This window comes from Burkholderiales bacterium (genome assembly GCA_035560005.1).
Lineage (GTDB): Bacteria > Pseudomonadota > Gammaproteobacteria > Burkholderiales > Eutrophovitaceae > DASRFY01.
This window is the reverse complement of sequence record DATMAN010000092.1, coordinates 53,103-70,447: the sequence shown is the minus strand read 5'-3', so window position 1 is coordinate 70,447 and position 17,345 is coordinate 53,103. Positions and strand designations below refer to the sequence as shown.

Below are 17,345 nucleotides of genomic sequence, written 5' to 3'. Positions count from 1 at the left end.
CGAGACCATTGGCCAGAGCCAAGGACCCGAGCCGCAACGACGCGCTGCGCCCCAGGTGACCCCGCCCCGAAGGGTTGCGACGAGAAGCAGCCGTCTGCGTCGTTGGCGCGCTCGGCCGTAGGCCCAGCTACTGTCCTTCGCACGCCGCCTCGCACCCGACCGCTTCTCGTCGCAACGCGACCGCCGGGGATTTTGAGATAGGTTCTATGGAAAACCGGACCTCGGGGTCGGTTCCTGGCCTTGGTGTCCCGAGGGTTCATTTTCTGCGTGCTCTGCTGTCAAGGCACGCGCACGCGGTCGTTGCGGGCGAGATAGCGCCCGGCAAAGCGGATCGGCAGAGGCTCGCCGTCGAGCGCGCCGGGCACGCTGCCCGGGCGCTGCGCGTGGATGTGCACGTGCGGCTCGGAGGTATTGCCGGAGTTCCCGGCTTCGCCCAGCGGCTGGCCGGTCTGCACGGTGACGCCGTCCTTCACGCGCAGGCTGCCTTGTCTGAGGTGTGCGACCAGGACGCGGACACCGGCGCAGTCCAGAAACACGAAGTTGCCGGCCAGGTTCTGCGCGTCGCGCCGGGGTGGATTCTGGTCGGGCAGATCGCCACGGGCCTGCTCGACTCGGCCCGCGCAAGGCGAGAGCACGGTCTTGCCGAAGATCGCGTAGCGTTGCGGTTCTCGCGGCGCGAAGCCGCTGGCGCGCACGCCGTAGCGGTTGAGCTGGACGATGTCGACCGCATGAGACTGGCCGCGCCAGCGGGCGAAGCGCGGTTCATCGGCCGTCTTCAGATGGAAATTCATCAGGCGGTTGGCGCCGCCGCTGGCGATGGCGTACACGCCGTTTCCCAGCGGGAAGGCGAGGTCGACCATGGCTGTGCGCGGGGCAAGGTGCCCGAGCGCGGCGTAAAGCGCCGCAGCCGCAAACAGAACGGCGAACGCTGCGTGCACCGCGACGTCGATCCGCAGCCGCGGGCTTGCGCTGGAGCTGGGATGACCGGCGTTGCGGAAGGAGGCGATCGACGCGCACACAAACAGCACGAAATACACGTAGGAGAGCCAGTGGGGCAGGACGGTCCAGAAGCCGCCCAGGTGCAACGCGATGAAGAAGGCCGTGAAGGCCGCGGTTCGCGCCAGCCATTGAGCGCGGCTCGCGATGTGGGCGCGCCACTGCCACGTCAGAAGCAGGAGAGGGACCAGCACGTGGACAGCGGTGAAGACGAGCAGCGAGGTCATTGCTGCGCGGCCTCGAACACGCGTTCGTGCGCCTCCTCAGGCAGGAGGGTCCGGATCGTCGTGAGGGCTCCCATTCTTCCAAGGCGCCGCACCGCGTGGCGCCCGCAGCCCCATACATTGAAGCGCCCGGCGTTGCCCTGTGATGCGTGAAAAACAAAGTGGCATGAATCGCCGGCGCAGGCCGGTCAGTCTTTTCTCTTCCAGCGGCTGGCGCACTGCACCGGCGTATTGCGGATCAGCATCTCCGGGCTCTTGGCATTGGCCCAGTGAAACAGCGCATGCTTCCGGCCGCTGTTCCTGTCGGTGACCTCGACTTCGTAGGTGGACTGCACCTCGCCTTCCAGGACATCGCCCACCTGCGGCGTGGGCTTGGACTTCGCCGAGAACAGCCCGAAGGCCTCCGCCGGGTTGCCATCGGGCAGTTTCATGATGAAGTAGCCGCAGCTTGGATCGATCCAGGTCACGGTCGCTTCGGCGGCCAGCGACTCGCCCCCGCCGAGTGCAAACGCGCTCAGGGCCAAGATTGCGCTTCTGCCTTTCATTGCCTTTTTCTCCAAGTGAGGACCGTTGCACCCGGCCCGGTTGCTGGTTTGCGTACCCGATGCGAACGGCAGCTTGGCCGATTGGCTTTTCCGGACCGATTCGGCCTCGCTGCGTCGCAACACGCATCGTTTCTTGACTTATCGCGCGGCCATACTAGAACTCATTTAGTCAGGCGCAGCAAGAGCGGACTGTACTTCGGTTCCTGTCCGCCAAGAACAGAAGAGCGGAGGAGAGATCTATACCGGCGATGACGAGCGGGCGCGTTGCGGTCTGAGGTGATCGTGCATTCCCGCTTGAGCTGCCGTGGCTCCGGGTCGGCAGGCCGGGGCGCGCATGTTTTTCCCTCTCGAAGCTCCGCGACTGCGCTCGCAGCAGTGCTGACCCGCGGGGAGTGTGCTGCGTCCACGCGGGTCGTCACGCGCCTTCGGGCGCAAGGGAGTGGTTGATATCAATAACGATAGAGGAGAGGTAACGATGGAGCCCACATTCAAACCAGTACTGAAGGGCATCGTGGCTGCGATGGCCTTCGCCGGGCTGGTGGGAGGAGTGCAGGCTGCTCCGGTGACCGACCAGATGCTGGCCAAGGACGCCGGGGAATCCTGGCTCCACACCAACGGCAACTGGCAGGGACACCGCTACAGCACGCTGACCCAGATCAACGACAGCAACGCAAAGGACCTGAAGGTTGCCTGGGTGTTCTCGCCCGGTGCGAAGAACGACATGCAGGGCACGCCGCTTTACCACGACGGCCTGATCTACTTCGCGCAGGACAACAAGGTATTCGCGCTCGACGCCGACAACGGCCGGGTGGCGTGGAAGTACGAGCACAAGCTGCCGGAGGACTGGGGCGGGTACAACGTCCCGTTCGTGACCGGCAAGCACCGCGGCGTGGCGATTTATGGCGAGAACATCTATTTCCTGTCCAACGACGCCAAGCTGCATGCGATCCACTACAAGACCGGCAAGGCGAAGTTCGTCAAGGACTTCGGCGAGGACGGCTTCCCGTATCCGAAGGACTTCGCTAAGGCGCAGGACTCCAACGGCTACGCCATCACGGTCGGGCCGATGGCGATCCCCGGCGCCATCATCGTGCCGATGAACGGCACCGACTTCGGCGGATTGCCGGGCTACGTGCTGGGCTGCGACCCCAACACCGGAAAGGTGATGTGGAAGGCCAACATGATCCCGGGTCCGGGCGAGCCCGGGTATGACACATGGCCGCCGGGAAGCCACGAGTACGGCGGCGCCGGCCCGTGGATTCTCGGATCCTGGGATCCGGACCTGAAGATGTACTACACCGGGACGGCCAACGCCTACGAATGGAACCCGAAGAACCGCGGCGGCGGCGAGATGGACAACGTCGGCGCGGCGAGCGTCGTCGCGGTCGATACCACCAGCGGCAAGGTGGCGTGGCGCTACGTCGGCGTGCCGGGCGATCCCTGGGACTTCGACATTCCGCAGACTCCGATGGTGATCACCATCGACGGGCGCAAGACCGTGGTGCAACCCAACAAGACCGGATACATCCACCACCTGGACGCCAAGACCGGCAAGTTCATCAAGGCCGACAAGTTCATCGACAAGATCAACTGGATCAAGGGCTACGATGCGAACGGACGGCCGATCGGCCAGATCCCGCTGCCCAAGGAAGGCGGCGATCCGGTGGAAGTGTGGCCGAGCCTGCTGGGCGGGGTGAACATGTATCCCAACGCCTACAATCCGAAGACCGGCAACCTGTATCTCGCGGCCGCGGAATCCGGCATGAAGTACGGCTTCGAGGAGATCAAGGTCATCAGCAACGTCCGCCATTTCGGCGCCTACCAGGAGTTCATCTGGGGCGACGAGACCGACAAGGCGGTCAACGCCAAGACCGGCAGGGAAACCTGGCGCAACACCGAGAAGGGCAGGCCCGGCTACGCCGGCGGCATGCTCACCACCGCGGGCAACATCACGGTGTACACGACCCAGGGTGGCGACTTCACGGTGGCCAACGCCACGACCGGCAAGATCCTGTATCGGATCCCGCTGGGAACGGCGGCCAAGGCCGGTCCGCTGACGTTCATGCACAAAGGCAAGCAGATGATCGTGCAGACGCTCGGCACCCAGGCCCAGTTCGGTCGTGACGACATTCTCAAGACCGAGTACGGCTCCATGGTCGTGGCCTTTACCCGGTAGCGGCAGGGTGTTCTAGACTTTCGAGCTGCAGTCAGTCGGAGGCGCGCATAGCGTCGTGCGCGCCTTCTTTTTTGTCTGGTGAACGCGGAGGCCGTCGACTCACAGGGCCTGTGATGCGGCCACAGATCAGGGAGACAGGGAGCAATGTTCTATTCCACCAAGCGGCGGCTCGCAGCGGTCTTGTTCGGTGCCGCGTGTACCGTAGGGGGGTCGGCCGTTCTGGCCGACGAGGTACCGGAACTCAATCCGTATTCGGGCGACAAGAAAGCGATGCGGGAAGGCCAGTCGTGGTACCGCGGCGTGTGTGCCACCTGCCATGGCGGACGGGCCGACGGCCAGGGCGAGCGCGGCACCGGCGCTGACCTGCGCAAGTTCGACAAAGGGTTCCGCGAGTTCGTGGCGATCGTGAAGAACGGGCGGCAGGTCCAGGGACGCGCGCAGTTCATGCCTGCCTGGGGCGGCGTGATCAAGGACGAGGACATCTACAAGATCGCCGCCTATCTGGAAACGCTGGCCCTCGAAGGGGCCAACTGGAAGGAAGCGAAGAAGCACTAGGCGCGCGTGCCGGGCTGCGCGCATTCGTTCGGCCACGCGCGCACGGGTCGCGGGAGGGGATCCGGTACCGATAGATCGCCAGGCACACGCCGAACACGGCGAGCGCCGCTTTCAGGGACGCCCCACCGACGAAAAACACGATCGAGCTGCAGCGTCATCCACGCGGACTTCGCCGGCGAAGGTCTCTTCGGCGGTCGGCGGCGGTTTTTCAGCGTGCGGCCTCGGCGCGCTTGGGCAGGCGCTCGCCCACTCCCACGGCAGCGGCCAGTGCCGCGACCTGGAATACGCCGATCATCACGAAGACCCAGCCCGGATGGCTGGCGTCCATCAGGGCGCCGAAGATCAGAGGCGCGATCGCCAGCCCCGCGTCCAGGCCGGAGTACACCACGCCGTAGACCCGGCCGGTTGCATTGCGCGGCGCCGCCGCGCGCACCAGAAGATCGCGCGAAGGCCCGGCGATTCCGGAGCCGAAACCGATTACGGCGAGCACGATCATCAACAGCCAGGTCGGCACCGAAGCGCTGGCGACCAGCACGGCGAACAGGCCCGAGACGGCAAAGGCCGCCGCGATGACCCGGTCGTGATGCGCCGTTCGCGATGCGATGAAACCGCCGGCCGCCAGGCCGGCCGCGCTGGCGAGCATGTAGGCGGTAATGCAGCCGGTGGCAAAGGTGAACGGCACGGCGTACAGGTCGCGCAGCGCCGAGGGGGCGAAGCTCTGGATGCCGCCGAAGGACAGCGCCGAAATCAGGAAGAACGCGAAACACATCCACACGGCGGGCAGCGCGAGGAAACCGAAGGCGCCGCCCGCTGCCTCCCTGTGGGGCGGGCGCGAGACCGACTGCTCGACTTGTTTCGGGTCGAGCACGTCGCGGAACGCGAGCAGCACGGCGAGCACGACGAAGGCGAGGGAGGAAGCGGCCAGCAGCGCGGCCTGCCAGCCGAACAGGGTGGCAAGCCCGGCCATGAACACCGGCGCCAGCGCCCAGCCCAGCGTGCCGGACAGCCCGTGCATGCTGAACGCGTATCCCAGCCGCGGCGTGCTCACCCGCCGGTTCAGCATCGTGAAGTCGGCCGGATGGAACACGCTGTTGCCCAGGCCGGAGACGCCGGCGAAGAACAGCAGCATCGGATAGTTCGCGCTCGCCGCGAGCCCGAGCGCGGAGATTCCCAGCAGGGCGATGCCGGAAGCCAGAACGGGCAGCGCACCGAAGCGATCGACCACGAAGCCCGCCAGCGCCTGCCCGGTGCCCGAGACGACGAAGAACACCGTCATCAGCAGGCCCAGCTCGGCGTAGGAAAGCGCGAACGCATCCTTCAGCCAGGGGAAGAGCGGCGCGAGCGCGAGGTGGTAGAAATGCGACGTACCGTGCGCCAGGCCGACCAGCCCGATTACCTGCGCGTCGCGACGGAAGTCGGCGGTTGCCGTGTGCATGCAGCGGGCGCCGTTACGTGAAAGCTCTAGTTGAGCACACGGTCACGCGGCGATTCTCCCGCCACCGCGGCTAGACTCGGCACGCCGAGCTTCAGATCCCATTCGGCTTTCACGGCCGTGTCCTGGATCAGCTTCATCAGTCCGTGCAGCAGGTTGTCGCCCAGCGTGAGGTCCACGCCGCTGCCCTCCCTCGGCAGCAGGGACAGCACGTTCAGCCCCCTTTCATTGCGCCGCGCCCGGATGCGCGTGACCAGCATCGGCGCTTCGCCCAGCGGGTGCTGGCGATTCGGTTCCTGCACGGCCCGGGTGAACTTCACCTGCCTGAGCGCCTTCTCGTGCTCGAACCCGATCAGCGCCAGGCGGGCTTCGGGATTGGCCTGCATGCGGATGTCGGGCCTGGACTGCGCCATCTCGAGCAGCACCGGCCAGAACCGTTTCACCAGGCGCCGGGTCAGCCAGAACATCACTTCCGCCGAGCCCGAGAAATACACCCTGAGCAGAAGGCGGTCTTCTTCGGCTGCAAACTCGACCGTGATGCGTTCCAGATGCATGGCGTGGGTACCGGCGTTCGAGCGGGAATCTTACCTGATCGCCCGAACGGGCCGGCCAAACCCATGGTTGGCGGCCGCCGGTCGCACCGGGAAGCATGGGTCCGACGCAGGGACGGCATGAAACCGGGGATCAAGCTCATCCACACGGCGGACGATGGCGCGTCGGGTCGCGCGCAATCGCCTTCCGCGCCATCGGACGCATCCTTGCTCGACGCCTACTCGCAGGCGCTCGTCTCGGCGCGGCAGCAAGTGCGCCCGACCGTGGCGAGGATCGCAGTGCACCGGCAGAGGGAGCGCGCGGCGCGAGCTAGAGACGGCGTTTACTCTTCGGCGTGCACCGGCTTGTGCGCGGCGGCCAGTTGCTGCTGCACGTTGGGCGGCGCCTGCTCGTAGTGGCTGAACTCGATCGTGTAGGAGCCGGCTCCGCCGGTCAGGGACTTCAGCCGCGAGCCGTAGCCGTTCAGCTCGGCGAGGGGCACGCGGCCGGTGAGCTTGATCATCCCGCCGGACAGCGAATCGGTGCCGTTGACCTGTCCGCGTCGCGACGACAGATCGCCGGTGATGTCGCCCATCGCGCTCTGCGGCGCGATGACTTCGATGTTGACGATCGGCTCCAGCACGATCGGGCGCGCCTTGGCGCAGGCGTCGAGGAAGGCTTTGCGTCCGGCGGCGACGAACGCGACTTCCTTCGAGTCCACCGGATGGCTCTTTCCGTCGTAGACGATCACGCGCACGTCCTGCATCGGGTAGCCGGAGAGCGGGCCGGCCGCGAGCACCTGCCGCACGCCTTTTTCGACCGCCGGGATGAACTGGTTGGGAATGACGCCGCCTTTGACTTCGTCCACGAACTCGAATCCGCTGCCGCGCGGCATGGGCTCGACGCGCAGGAACACTTCTCCGAACTGCCCGGCACCGCCGGTCTGCTTCTTGTGCCGGTTATGACCTTCGGCCTTGAGGGTGAGCGTTTCGCGATAAGGGATGCGGGGCGGGCGGGTTTTCAGTTGCAGCCCGTATTGCTTCTCCATCTTCTCCAGGGTGAGCCGCAGGTGCAGCTCACCCAGACCTCGGATCACGGTTTCGTTCAGAACCGCGTCGTGCTCCACGCGCAGCGTGGGATCCTCCGCCGCCACCTTGTGCAGCACGTCGGCAAGCTTCTGCTCGTCACCGTGGCGCGTGGCCTCCACGGCCAGCCCGAACACCGGCTGCGGAAAGTCGAGCGGCTCGAGGTGGATGTGGTTGTCCTCCTGCGAGTCGTGCAACACCGCGTCGTAGTGGATGTCGTCGACCTTGGCGACCGCGCAGATGTCGCCCGGCAATCCTTCGCTGACCTCTATGTGGGTCTTGCCCAGCAGGCGGTACAGATGGCTGACCTTGAAGGGCTTGCGTGCTTCGCCGACGTAGAGTTGCGTGTTGGGCGTTACCGTTCCCTGATGGATGCGAAACACGCCGAGCTTGCCGATGAACGGGTCGATCTCCACTTTGAAGACGTGCGCGAGCACGTGCTTCGCCGGGTCGGGCTGTGGCCGCAGCGGCTTGGCCTCGGTGCCTTCACCGCGCAGGAAATGCGGCGGATTGCCTTCGAGCGGATTGGGCATCAGCCGCGAGAAGATTTCGAGCAGAAGGTCCAGACCCGCGCCACTACGCGCCGAAACGAAACATACCGGTATGAGGTGTCCTTCGCGCAGCGCGCGCTCGAACGGTTCGTGCAGTTGCTCCGGCGTCACGTGTCCCTGATCGAGGTAGAGCGCCATCAGCTCCTCGTCGACTTCGACGACCTGATCGACCAGCGCCGTGTGCGCCTTGGCCACCGACATCAGCTCCGACTCTGCGTCCGGACGGAAGAAGCAGTCGACCACCTGGCTGCCGCCTTGCGCGGGCAGGTTGATGGGCAGGCACTCCGGCCCGAACTCTTCCTGGATCTGCGCCAGCAGCGCGCCGAGGTCGACGTCCTCGACGTCGATGCGGTTGATCACGATGATCCGGCACAGGTCGCGCGCCCTGGCCCATTGCATCATCCGGCGCGTCATCAGTTCGATGCCGGTCTGGGCATTGACGACGATGGCGGCGGTTTCCACCGCGGCGAGCGCCGGCAGCGACTGGCCGAGAAAGTCCGGGTAGCCAGGCGTGTCCAGCAGATGGATCAGGGTACCGTCGTGCACCAGGTGGGTGCAGGCGAGCTTGATGGAGTGCCCGTGCGCCTTTTCGCGCGGGTCGTAGTCGCAGACCGTTGTCCCTTTTTCGACCGTGCCCGCGGTGCTCAGCGCGCCGGTGCGGGCAAGGAGGGCCTCGATCAGGGAGGTCTTCCCCGCGCCGCCCTGTCCGGCAAGCGCAATGGTCCGAATGTGCTCGGTTTCAAAGCGCGGCATCGCTTCTGTCTCCTCCCCCTTGTTGTCTGCCGAGGGTCGAATCTGGAGTATAGGACGCAGGCGCCGCGACTGCCAAAGGCCCGCGCGCGGCTGCCCTGCCTGGAAACGTCGCGAGGCGCCCGACCCCTTGCGGCAAGATCTTGACTTGCCGGACAAACCTCAACACGAAAGCTTTCGTCCAGTCGGTGTTGGGCTTGACCTTCCCGGCCCCCGTCTGAACGCCGCGGGAATGGATCTTGTCCGCGCCGCGGATCTCGATCGCCAGGTCGCTCATCGGTTTCCCGGGCGGGTGCGCGGGCTCATGCCAGCCGCGCCGCGACAGCGCCGAGCGTCACCAGTCCCGCAGCGAGCCAGCGCGAGGCGCCGAAGCGCTCGCGCAACAGCACGGCGGCGAACGCCGTGCCGAAGATCACCGAAGACTCGCGCAGCGCGGCCACCAGGCCGATCGGAGCGCGCGTCATCGCCCAGAGCACGAGCCCGTAGGCGCTCAGCGTGGCGGCTCCGCCCGCGAGCGCGGTGCGCCCGCGCCGTGCGAGGGCGCGCAGGAGGCTCTTGCCGAGCAGCGTCGTGCCGCCCGCGACCATCACGATCGCGAGCCCGCAGAACATCCATGCCGCGTAGCTTGCCGCGGAGCCCGAGGCGCGCACGCCGATTCCGTCGACGATCGTGTAGGCCACGATCGCGCACACGTTCAGAAGAAGCAGCGCAATGTTGAGTCCGCGCAGGCCGGTGCGCAGCGCTTGAAATCCGAGCAGGATGACTCCGGCACTGAGCAGCGTCACGGCCACCCAGCCGGCCGTGCTCAGGCGCTCGCCGACAACTACGGTCGCGAAAAGCGCCGAGAGCAGCGGCGGCAAGCCGCGCATCAGCGGGTAGGCAATGCTCAACTCGCCGCGCTGGTAGATCGCGGCAACCAAGGCGAAGTAGAGGGCGTGGATGAGGGCCGAAGCGAGGAGCCAGGGTACACAGGCCGGCGCCGGCAGGGGAAGAAGAGGCAGCGCGGGCAACGCGAGCGCGCCCGCACCCGCGGAGATGGCGATGACGTCGGCGACCTTGTCCGCGCCGGACTTGATCGCGACGTTCCAGCTCGCGTGCAGCAATGCCGCGAGCAGCACGACCGCGACGATTTCAGAGTCCATCGACAGAAGCCGACCTGGATCGGGGAGACCAGCGCGAATGATCCGTCTGGGGTCGATGCGTGCCTGCGTACCGGCAACCGGAAAGGAACTTCCGGAACGCGGCGCAGCGCCGTCAATCCGCGAACGCGCGTTCCAGGGCCTTCGCGGCGGGTTCCAGCGCCATTGCCGTGAGCGACGCGGCGAGCGCCTGGGCTTCCTGTCTCAGTGACTCGGAGCGTTCGCCGCGGCCGGCGCGCGCCAGCACGCGCCCGCGCGCCGCGATCAAGTCCGTCCAAGTCAGCGGCTCGGAAGCGGTGTAGTTCTCCAGCGCCGCCGCATAGCGCTCGGCTTCGTCCCACTGGCCCGTTTCCAGCGCAAAGTCGATCGCGTACTGATAGAAGTGGAAATGGTTGTGGCTGACGCAGCCTTTGGCGAGCAGGGCCTCGCCGTCCGCGAGCGCCCGCCGGCGACGCGCTTCGTCGCGCAACACCAGCGTCATCGCTCCCAGAATCCACGGTCCGCTGAAGTTCGGTCCGGTCTCCTGCACGATGTTCCATGCCGAGTCGAGCAGCGACTCATCGGTTCCGGCGTGGCCGCCCGCATGGCGTGCGACCGCAATCATCATCAATGCTCTGGCTTCGAAACGCCGCGTGCCCAGTCGCTGCGACAGTTCCAGCGCGCGTTCGGCACTGGCAAGAGACGCCTGGTGTTCGCCGCGATAGTAGTGCACGCTTGCGAGCACGTTGTGAGCCAGCATCTGCGCGCGGAAATCGCCGATGCGGGTGGACTGCGCCAGTCCCTCGCGGCATTGGTCGACTGCAGTGTCAGTTTCCCCGCAGTAGAACGCGGCGATCGCCACCATGGGCAGGTTCGTCGCTTCGATGCGAGTGAGGCCATGAGCGCGCGCCAGCTTGACGCAGCGCCCGTAGTAGTCGCGCGCGCTCCGCACCCGAGCGCTCTGATAGTGCGCATCGCCCAGCCCGCTCAGCGCACGCGCCTCTTCCGCGGGTGCGCCGATCTCGAGCGCGAGCCGGCGCGCCTCCTCGTGCGCGGCGAGGCAGTTGGCGAGGTCACCGCGCGGGAAGTGGATGTTGCCGCGCAGCGAATGGATCTGCATCAGGGCATGGGTATCGCCCAACGCCTGCGCCAGCGGCAGGGCGTGGTCGAGCGCCGCAAGCGCGCGGTCGTAGCGGTCGAGGATGCGCAGCCCGCTGGCGATCCCGATCCAGGCGCGGCAACGCTGTGCGTCGTTCTGCGCCGCGTGCAGCGCTTCTCCGCAGGCCTGCACCGACCGCTCGGTTTCGCCCAGATCGCGCAGGCAATCCGCGCGCGCCAGCAGCAGGTCGCAGCGTTCGCTCTCCTGCGGAGCGAGTCCGAGTCCGCGCGAGATCAGATCCAGGGCCTGACGCGTTCGGTAGCCCGCCGCCAGCTCCCTCGCCGCTCGCAGGTAGGCGGCCGGCGCGCCCGGGTGACCGGCGGCCCCGAGGTGCTGTGCCTCCAGCATGGAATCGCGCTCGGAGAACCAGCGCGCGGCCTGCAGATGCAGATCAAAACGATGCGACTTCAGGATCGATCCGTACACCGCCTCCTGAATGAGCGCATGCACGAATACGTAGTCGCCGGCATCCGGTCGCAGCAGACCCCGCTCGACCAGCCGGTGGGGCGCATAGCCTTCGTCGCCCATCAGGTGAAGCAGCGCCTCGGCCGGGAAGCGCTGTCCGAGCACCGCCGCGGCCTGGAGGGCATCGCGGTCCTGGACCGCGAGCCGGTCCAGGCGCGCGAGCACCAGGCTCTGCAAGGAACCGGGCAGCGCTCCGGAGGCCGAACCAGCGCGCAGCAACTGGTCGAGAAACAGCGGATGGCCGCTGGCGCGGGCCACGCAGTTCCGCGCGAATTCGGGATCCGGGGCGAGCCGTGCCGCGAGCTGCATGGCCTCGTTCTGCGTGAGGGGGCCGAGGTCGATGGTCGTGAGCGGGCAACCTCCGGACGCAGCCCGCCAGGCGCTTCCGATCGGGTCGCTTTCGCTGCGCGTGGTCATCGCCAGTACCACCGGAGCACTGCGCGCCGCAGCGGCCACGCTCGCCAGATAATCGAGCGTGACGGGGTCGGCCCATTGCAGGTCTTCAACCGCGATCAGCAGGGGTCTCTTCCTGGATGCGGTCGCCACCAGGGCGGAGAGCACGCTGTGTCTGCCGCGCACCCGGGCCATGCTGTCCCCGGTTTCCTCGGCTCTTCGCGCCTCGCCGACCGTCACGGCATCCAGCAACTCGGCCAGGCACTGGCGCAGATCCGGCGCGACGATCCGGTCCTCTCCCGCGCGGTGCAGGGCAAAGGAGAGGGTTTCGGCATCGGCCCGCGGCGAGATCCCGAGCAGGCCACGCGCTAGCTGAACAATCGGGCGATTCGTTGTGCTGCCGAACTCCAGGTTGGCGATCACCTGCGTGGCGAAGGTCGATTGCCGGGCACGGCGCGCCAGCTCCTCGACCAGTCGGCTCTTGCCGATGCCCGCCTCGCCGCGGATCAGCACGGCCCGCCCGGTGCCGGAAGCCGCACACGCGGCAAGCAGGTCTTCGAGCTGGCGCAGCTCCGCCTGCCGGCCGACGAAGATTGCGCGCTCGCCTGCCTCCGAGTTCAGCGCAATGGCACGCCACAGGCCCAGCGGTTTGTGCAGCGCCGGTACCACCGCCTCCGCGATGGGCTCGGCGACCAGCCGCTCGCCGAGCGCCTCGCGCACGTCGGCGGCGAGCCTCAGCTCGCCCGCGTGCGCGCTTTCCATGATGCGCGCGGCCACGCTGACCGGCTCGCCGGTGATCGTCAGCCCGGCTTCGTCGCGGCTGGCCAGTACCGGGCCGCTCGCCACGCCAAGCCGGACCTGGAGCGGGGCGCTGGACGGGTTGGCCAGTTGCGGCACCTCGTCGCGCACCGCCAGCGCACCGCGCACCGCGCGTTCGGCATCGTTGCCGTAGGCTACGGGGACGCCGAACACGGCCATCACCCGGGCCTGGATGTAATTGGTGACCGTGCCGCCTTCTTCCTGCACTTTGCCGCGCACGGTCTGGCGGTAACGGGTCAGGAATTCGTGCAGATCCTCCGGATCGGTCGCGCCCGCCAGGGCGGTGAATCCGTCGATGTCGACCAGCAGCACCTGCGCATGGCGCAGGCGCGGACGGGCGTCCGTCTGCGCCGCGGGCGCCGTCCCGACGGCGACGGGCGGGGGAGCCTCTTCGCGCGCCGCCGAGACCGGCGTGCGGCGCTGTTCCAGGATTTCGCGATAGAGCTGTTCGGTTTCCGGACCGGGATTGACACCCAGATCCAGGCGCAGCGCCTCGCGGCAGCGGCGGTATTGTTCGATCGCCTGGGCATGCCGGCCCTGCGCGGCGTAGATGCGCATGACGGCGCGATGCGCCTCTTCGCGCAGGGGATCGAGCGCGAGCAGCCGGCTCGTGTGGAACAGCGCCTCGCCATGATTTGCGCCGCGCATGTCATGGTCGACCAGCGCCGAGAGCGCACCGAGCGCCAGGTTGCGCAGCCGCTCACGCTCGGCGCGCAGCCAGTCTTCGAAAGCCGGGGCGCGGATGTCAAAACCGTCCAGCAGCGAGCCGCGGTAGAGCTCGACCGCTTCGCGCAAGCGCTCGACCGAGGCGCCGGCCGCGCATTGCTGGAACTGGTCGGCATCGATCAGCAGGCCTTCACGCCTCAGCCAGACAGTCTCGGCATCGGCGTCGAGCAAGACCTCGGCCGCTGCCAGTGCGCGGCGGATGGCGCTCAAGGCCTGCCGCAGGCTGGTGCGCGCCTGGGAGTCGCTGCTGTCCTCCCAAAGCAGGGCAGCCAGCTTGTCGCGCGGTTGGGGGCGCGGCTCGGTGAGCGCCAGATAGGCGAACAGAGCCCGCGCCTTCTTGGGCGGCAGCTGTATCGGCGTGCCGGCGTGCGAGTGAAGCTCGAAGCCGCCCAGCACGCTCAGGCGCAGGGATGTCACCGAATGCTCGTTTCCCGGATGGGACCGGACCCTTTCACGCGATTTTCACGCGCGGATCGCCGGTTTCTTCACGCCCGCGGTTCAGGATGGTAAGTGGCTTGCACTTCGTCCGCCGCCGGCATATGTCGTCAAATTGTATTTCACCGTTCGGCGGGTCGGCCACCTGCTGCGCCGCCAACGAGCGACAAGCCGCCAGGACAACCAAGGGAGAGCGATTTATGTTGAGCCATCGTCCCGCCGAGGAAGCCGATCTGCCGGGCATCTGCCGCCTGGTCGGTTCCGCGCAGGAACTCTATTACTTTCATCCGCGCGCCCGCTTCCCGCTGACCCCCGAGCAGGTTCGGCACGCCATGGCGCAAAGCCATGATCCCACCGTAGTGCTCATGGACAGGCGCATCGCCGGTTTCGCCAACTTCACGCGGGTCGAGCGTGAAGGCCGCTGCGCCCTGGGCAACGTGATCGTCGCCTCGGAGTTCCGGGGCCGGGGAGTCGGCCGCTACCTGATCGAGGCGATGTTGCGCCTCGCGCGGGAGCGCTATCAGGCGGCCGAAATCGAAACGGACTGTCCCAGCGACAACACCGCCGGCCTGCTGCTCTATGCCAAGCTGGGATTCCAACCTACCGGAATCGAGGTGCGTTACGGCCCGGACAACTCCCGCCGGGCTCTGATTCGACTGCTGCGCCGCTGATTCGCACGCGCGCTTTCACGCGATTTTCACGTTGCGCGTCACGGGCCCGTCACGCTGTCCCCGGAAGATGCCCTCATCGCCGGCTGCCGCCGGACGGGAATACCACGGAGACGGAGATGGGACTGAAGGATTCGCGGGGCATGCCGGTATCGACCGACCATCGCCTCTCGCTCCAGCGCTACGAGCTGGCGGTCGAGCTGTTCCACGGCTACTACGGCGATCCGCTCGCCGTGGTCGACAAGGCGCTGGCCGAGGACCCCGAATTCGTGATGGGGCATTGCGTGCGCGCGGCGCTGCTCGTGACGACCACCGAGAAATCCGCGCAGCCCGCGCTGTGCGAAAGCGTGCAAGCCGGAGAGAAACTGGCGCACCAAGCCAACGAGCGCGAGCGCGCGCACCTGGCTGCGGCGCGCGACTGGCTCGAAGGCCGTTTCGAGCGCTCGGTTCAGCGCTACGGGCAGATCCTGCTCGACTATCCGCGCGACACGCTGGCGCTGCAGGTCGCACACCTGGGCGACTTCTATCTCGGGCAGAGCGCGATGCTGCGCGATCGCGTGGCGCAGGTGCTGCCGCGTTGGGGCGAAGGCATCCCGGGCTTCGGCTACGTGCTCGGCATGTATGCCTTTGGCCTGGAGGAGACAGGTTCTTACGCGCAAGCGGAGCGCACCGCGCGCCGTGCCCTCGACCTGAACCCGCGCGACCCCTGGGCCGTGCATGCGGGTGCGCACGTGATGGAAATGCAGGGGCGGGTCGAGGAGGGTATCGAGTGGCTCGGTTCGCGGGCGAAGGACTGGGCGCCGGACAACGCATTCGCCTTCCATAACTGGTGGCATCTGGCGCTGTTTCACCTCGATCGCGGCGAGATCGCCCGCGTGCTCGAGCTCTACGACTGTGCGATCCACCGCCGTGATTCGAACGTGGTGCTGGAGCTGATCGATGCCTCCGCGTTGTTGTGGAGGCTGCATCTGCGCGGTGCCGACCCGGGTACGCGCTGGCAGAGGCTCGCCGACGTCTGGGAAACGCGCATCGACGAGGGGTACTACGCGTTCAACGACGCACACGCCATGATGGCTTTTGCGGGCGCGGGACGCCGGGCTTCGGCGCGCGCCCTGCTGCGCGTCCTGGAGCGCCGCGTGACCGGAGGCGGCACCAACGCTCGCATGACCTGGGAAGTGGGGCTGCCGCTGTGCCGCGCGCTGGAAGCGTTCGGCAACGAGGACTACGCAACGGTCGTGGAGCTGCTCCAGCCGTTGCGCGTGACCGCACATCGCTTCGGCGGCAGCCACGCGCAGCGCGATCTGATCCATCTGACCCTGGTTGAGGCGGCCATTCGCGGACGTCGCCTGTCATTGGCGCGCGCACTGCTTGCCGAGCGCACGGCGCTCAAGCCCGACAGCGTGTACAACTGGCAGACGATGACCCGGACCCTGGACCTGCTGGGCCAGATCGAGGAAGCGGAACGCGCGCGGCTGCGCAGTGAACAGCTCCAGCGCAGGCCGCGGCCGGAGGGGCAGTTGGCCCCGGCGGCGTAGGCAGCGCAGGGGACAATCGTGGTCGGAAGCGCAGTGATCATTTTTGCCGTGCGCGGCAGCACACGGCGCAAACAGGAGCGGGAAAACGATGAAAGGCAAGCTCATGAAAAGCCTGTTGCTGGCCGCAGGATTCACGGCAGCGACCCTGATCGGCAGCCGGCTGCCAGACGACATCGCCTGGGAAAGTGACACGCTGGCGTATGCCTCGCCGCACAAGCAGCGTGGCGCCGGCAGGGCGTCGAGCGGCGAAGTCGATCCTGATCGCGCCGGAGAGCGGGCGTGCGCCTGATTTCTGGCGGGGCGGGCGGTGCCTCCGCGCCCGCAAGCGCACGGGTCCCGGAGCCGCGACTCAGCAGCCGTCCACTGGGCTGGCGGGTGCTCAATTTCGAGCGATACGAATCGGGCCCATCGTCCCGCCAGCTCCCCAATGGCCCGTCCGAGCACCTCGTGTTCGTCAGCCTGGGGGAAGGAACGCTATGGCGCGAAGCCAATGGCGAGCGGGTGCGCCATGCGCTTGCACCCGGATTCATCACTGTGCTGCCCAGGGGCCATGCGGTGCGCTGGTCGTGGAGCACACCCATTCACTTTTCAGTGCTCGCGCTCGCCCCCGCGTTCTTGGAAGCCGTGGCGCGGCGCGATCTCGGGCTCGGTCCGGATGAATTCGAACTCCAATTCGCCGAAAGGGAACAGGACGCCGCCGTCTTGACGATCGCGGGGGCGCTTGCGCGCGAAGCGCTCAGGGGCGATGCCGGCAGCCGGGTCTACGCCGAGTCGCTGGCAGGCATCCTCGCGGTCCATCTGCTGAGAGCCTACTCGTCGCGCACGACCGAGCCCGATCGGCATCCGGAGGCGGCTGCCGTGCCGCGGGCGGTGAGCCGGGCGCTGGCGTTCATCCAGGCGAACTACGCGCAGGGTATCGGCCTCAAGGACATAGCCGCTGCGGCGCGGGTCAGCCCGTATCACCTTACCCGGTTGTTCAAACGCGCGACCGGGCTCGCTCCTTACCAGTATCTGATCCGGGCCCGGGTTCACGGCGCGCGCTCGCTGTTGACAGCGGGAGGCGGACGCGGTTCTCTGGCGGAGATCGCCGCGGCCGTGGGGTTTGCCGATCAGAGCCACCTCACCCGGCACTTCAAGCGCGTGTTCGGCGTGACGCCCCGGCGGGCCGCTTGACCAGCCCCC

General features: G+C 67.4%; 13 protein-coding genes. 6 read left to right on the top strand and 7 right to left on the bottom strand.

The features are described from left to right. Positions 1 to 278: 278 nt before the first annotated feature. Complete coding sequence (locus VNM24_14005) at positions 279 to 1,223, bottom strand: M23 family metallopeptidase (protein ID HWQ39696.1); 945 nt, start codon at positions 1,221 to 1,223, stop codon at positions 279 to 281. Positions 1,224 to 1,408: 185 nt separating this feature from the next. After that, a complete protein-coding gene (locus VNM24_14000; protein ID HWQ39695.1) occupies positions 1,409 to 1,765 on the bottom strand; it encodes a hypothetical protein in 357 nt (118 codons plus the stop codon). A gap of 475 nt (positions 1,766 to 2,240) precedes the next feature. Here VNM24_14000 and VNM24_13995 point away from each other — a divergent pair, with 475 nt between their 5' ends. Together VNM24_13995 and VNM24_13990 are read left to right on the top strand one after the other, a co-directional pair. Further along, the gene (locus VNM24_13995; protein ID HWQ39694.1) at positions 2,241 to 3,941 is read left to right on the top strand and encodes a PQQ-binding-like beta-propeller repeat protein; all 1,701 of its coding nucleotides are present in this window, start codon (positions 2,241 to 2,243) and stop codon (positions 3,939 to 3,941) included. A 144-nt stretch (positions 3,942 to 4,085) separates the two neighbouring features. Continuing rightward, the gene (locus VNM24_13990; GenBank protein HWQ39693.1) at positions 4,086 to 4,496 is read left to right on the top strand and encodes a c-type cytochrome; all 411 of its coding nucleotides are present in this window, start codon (positions 4,086 to 4,088) and stop codon (positions 4,494 to 4,496) included. Positions 4,497 to 4,704: 208 nt separating this feature from the next. Here VNM24_13990 and VNM24_13985 read toward each other — a convergent pair whose 3' ends face one another. The 5 genes from VNM24_13985 to VNM24_13965 all read right to left on the bottom strand — a co-directional run bounded on the left by VNM24_13985 (position 4,705) and on the right by VNM24_13965 (position 13,942). Then, the gene (locus tag VNM24_13985; protein ID HWQ39692.1) at positions 4,705 to 5,931 is read right to left on the bottom strand and encodes an MFS transporter; all 1,227 of its coding nucleotides are present in this window, start codon (positions 5,929 to 5,931) and stop codon (positions 4,705 to 4,707) included. Positions 5,932 to 5,957: 26 nt separating this feature from the next. Next, positions 5,958 to 6,482, bottom strand: coding sequence for a hypothetical protein (locus VNM24_13980; GenBank protein HWQ39691.1), 525 nt, complete (start codon positions 6,480 to 6,482; stop codon positions 5,958 to 5,960). Between the two features lie 320 nt (positions 6,483 to 6,802). Beyond that, on the bottom strand, positions 6,803 to 8,848 hold the full coding sequence (fusA, locus tag VNM24_13975) for an elongation factor G (protein HWQ39690.1): 2,046 nt from the start codon (positions 8,846 to 8,848) through the stop codon (positions 6,803 to 6,805). Positions 8,849 to 9,147: 299 nt separating this feature from the next. Continuing rightward, complete coding sequence (locus VNM24_13970) at positions 9,148 to 9,987, bottom strand: DMT family transporter (protein ID HWQ39689.1); 840 nt, start codon at positions 9,985 to 9,987, stop codon at positions 9,148 to 9,150. Positions 9,988 to 10,099: 112 nt separating this feature from the next. Next, positions 10,100 to 13,942 carry a BTAD domain-containing putative transcriptional regulator gene (locus tag VNM24_13965; GenBank protein ID HWQ39688.1) on the bottom strand — a complete coding sequence of 1,281 codons (3,843 nt, stop codon included), beginning with the start codon at positions 13,940 to 13,942 and terminating at the stop codon, positions 10,100 to 10,102. A 218-nt stretch (positions 13,943 to 14,160) separates the two neighbouring features. Between VNM24_13965 and VNM24_13960 the strand changes: the two genes are divergently transcribed. From VNM24_13960 to VNM24_13945, 4 genes are all read left to right on the top strand, one after another. Then, positions 14,161 to 14,631 (top strand): GNAT family N-acetyltransferase, encoded by a 471-nt coding sequence (locus tag VNM24_13960; protein ID HWQ39687.1) that lies wholly within the window; start codon positions 14,161 to 14,163, stop codon positions 14,629 to 14,631. A gap of 116 nt (positions 14,632 to 14,747) precedes the next feature. Beyond that, positions 14,748 to 16,163, top strand: coding sequence for a tetratricopeptide repeat protein (locus tag VNM24_13955; GenBank protein HWQ39686.1), 1,416 nt, complete (start codon positions 14,748 to 14,750; stop codon positions 16,161 to 16,163). 88 nt (positions 16,164 to 16,251) lie between these two features. Next, positions 16,252 to 16,452 carry a hypothetical protein gene (locus VNM24_13950; protein HWQ39685.1) on the top strand — a complete coding sequence of 67 codons (201 nt, stop codon included), beginning with the start codon at positions 16,252 to 16,254 and terminating at the stop codon, positions 16,450 to 16,452. Further along, positions 16,443 to 17,336 carry an AraC family transcriptional regulator gene (locus tag VNM24_13945; protein HWQ39684.1) on the top strand — a complete coding sequence of 298 codons (894 nt, stop codon included), beginning with the start codon at positions 16,443 to 16,445 and terminating at the stop codon, positions 17,334 to 17,336. Before VNM24_13950 ends, VNM24_13945 begins: the two co-directional genes overlap by 10 nt. Positions 17,337 to 17,345 lie beyond the last annotated feature (9 nt).

What these genes read in the sequence shown, in the direction of transcription:
- VNM24_13985 (HWQ39692.1), bottom strand. Translation starts at nt 5,931, where the DNA reads ATGCACACGGCAACCGCCGACTTCCGTCGCGACGCGCAGGTAATCGGG.
- VNM24_14005 (HWQ39696.1), bottom strand. Translation starts at nt 1,223, where the DNA reads ATGACCTCGCTGCTCGTCTTCACCGCTGTCCACGTGCTGGTCCCTCTC.
- VNM24_13950 (HWQ39685.1), top strand. Translation starts at nt 16,252, where the DNA reads ATGAAAGGCAAGCTCATGAAAAGCCTGTTGCTGGCCGCAGGATTCACG.
- VNM24_13990 (HWQ39693.1), top strand. Translation starts at nt 4,086, where the DNA reads ATGTTCTATTCCACCAAGCGGCGGCTCGCAGCGGTCTTGTTCGGTGCC.
- VNM24_14000 (HWQ39695.1), bottom strand. Translation starts at nt 1,765, where the DNA reads ATGAAAGGCAGAAGCGCAATCTTGGCCCTGAGCGCGTTTGCACTCGGC.
- VNM24_13980 (HWQ39691.1), bottom strand. Translation starts at nt 6,482, where the DNA reads ATGCATCTGGAACGCATCACGGTCGAGTTTGCAGCCGAAGAAGACCGC.
- VNM24_13955 (HWQ39686.1), top strand. Translation starts at nt 14,748, where the DNA reads ATGGGACTGAAGGATTCGCGGGGCATGCCGGTATCGACCGACCATCGC.
- VNM24_13960 (HWQ39687.1), top strand. Translation starts at nt 14,161, where the DNA reads ATGTTGAGCCATCGTCCCGCCGAGGAAGCCGATCTGCCGGGCATCTGC.
- VNM24_13970 (HWQ39689.1), bottom strand. Translation starts at nt 9,987, where the DNA reads ATGGACTCTGAAATCGTCGCGGTCGTGCTGCTCGCGGCATTGCTGCAC.
- fusA (HWQ39690.1), bottom strand. Translation starts at nt 8,848, where the DNA reads ATGCCGCGCTTTGAAACCGAGCACATTCGGACCATTGCGCTTGCCGGA.
- VNM24_13995 (HWQ39694.1), top strand. Translation starts at nt 2,241, where the DNA reads ATGGAGCCCACATTCAAACCAGTACTGAAGGGCATCGTGGCTGCGATG.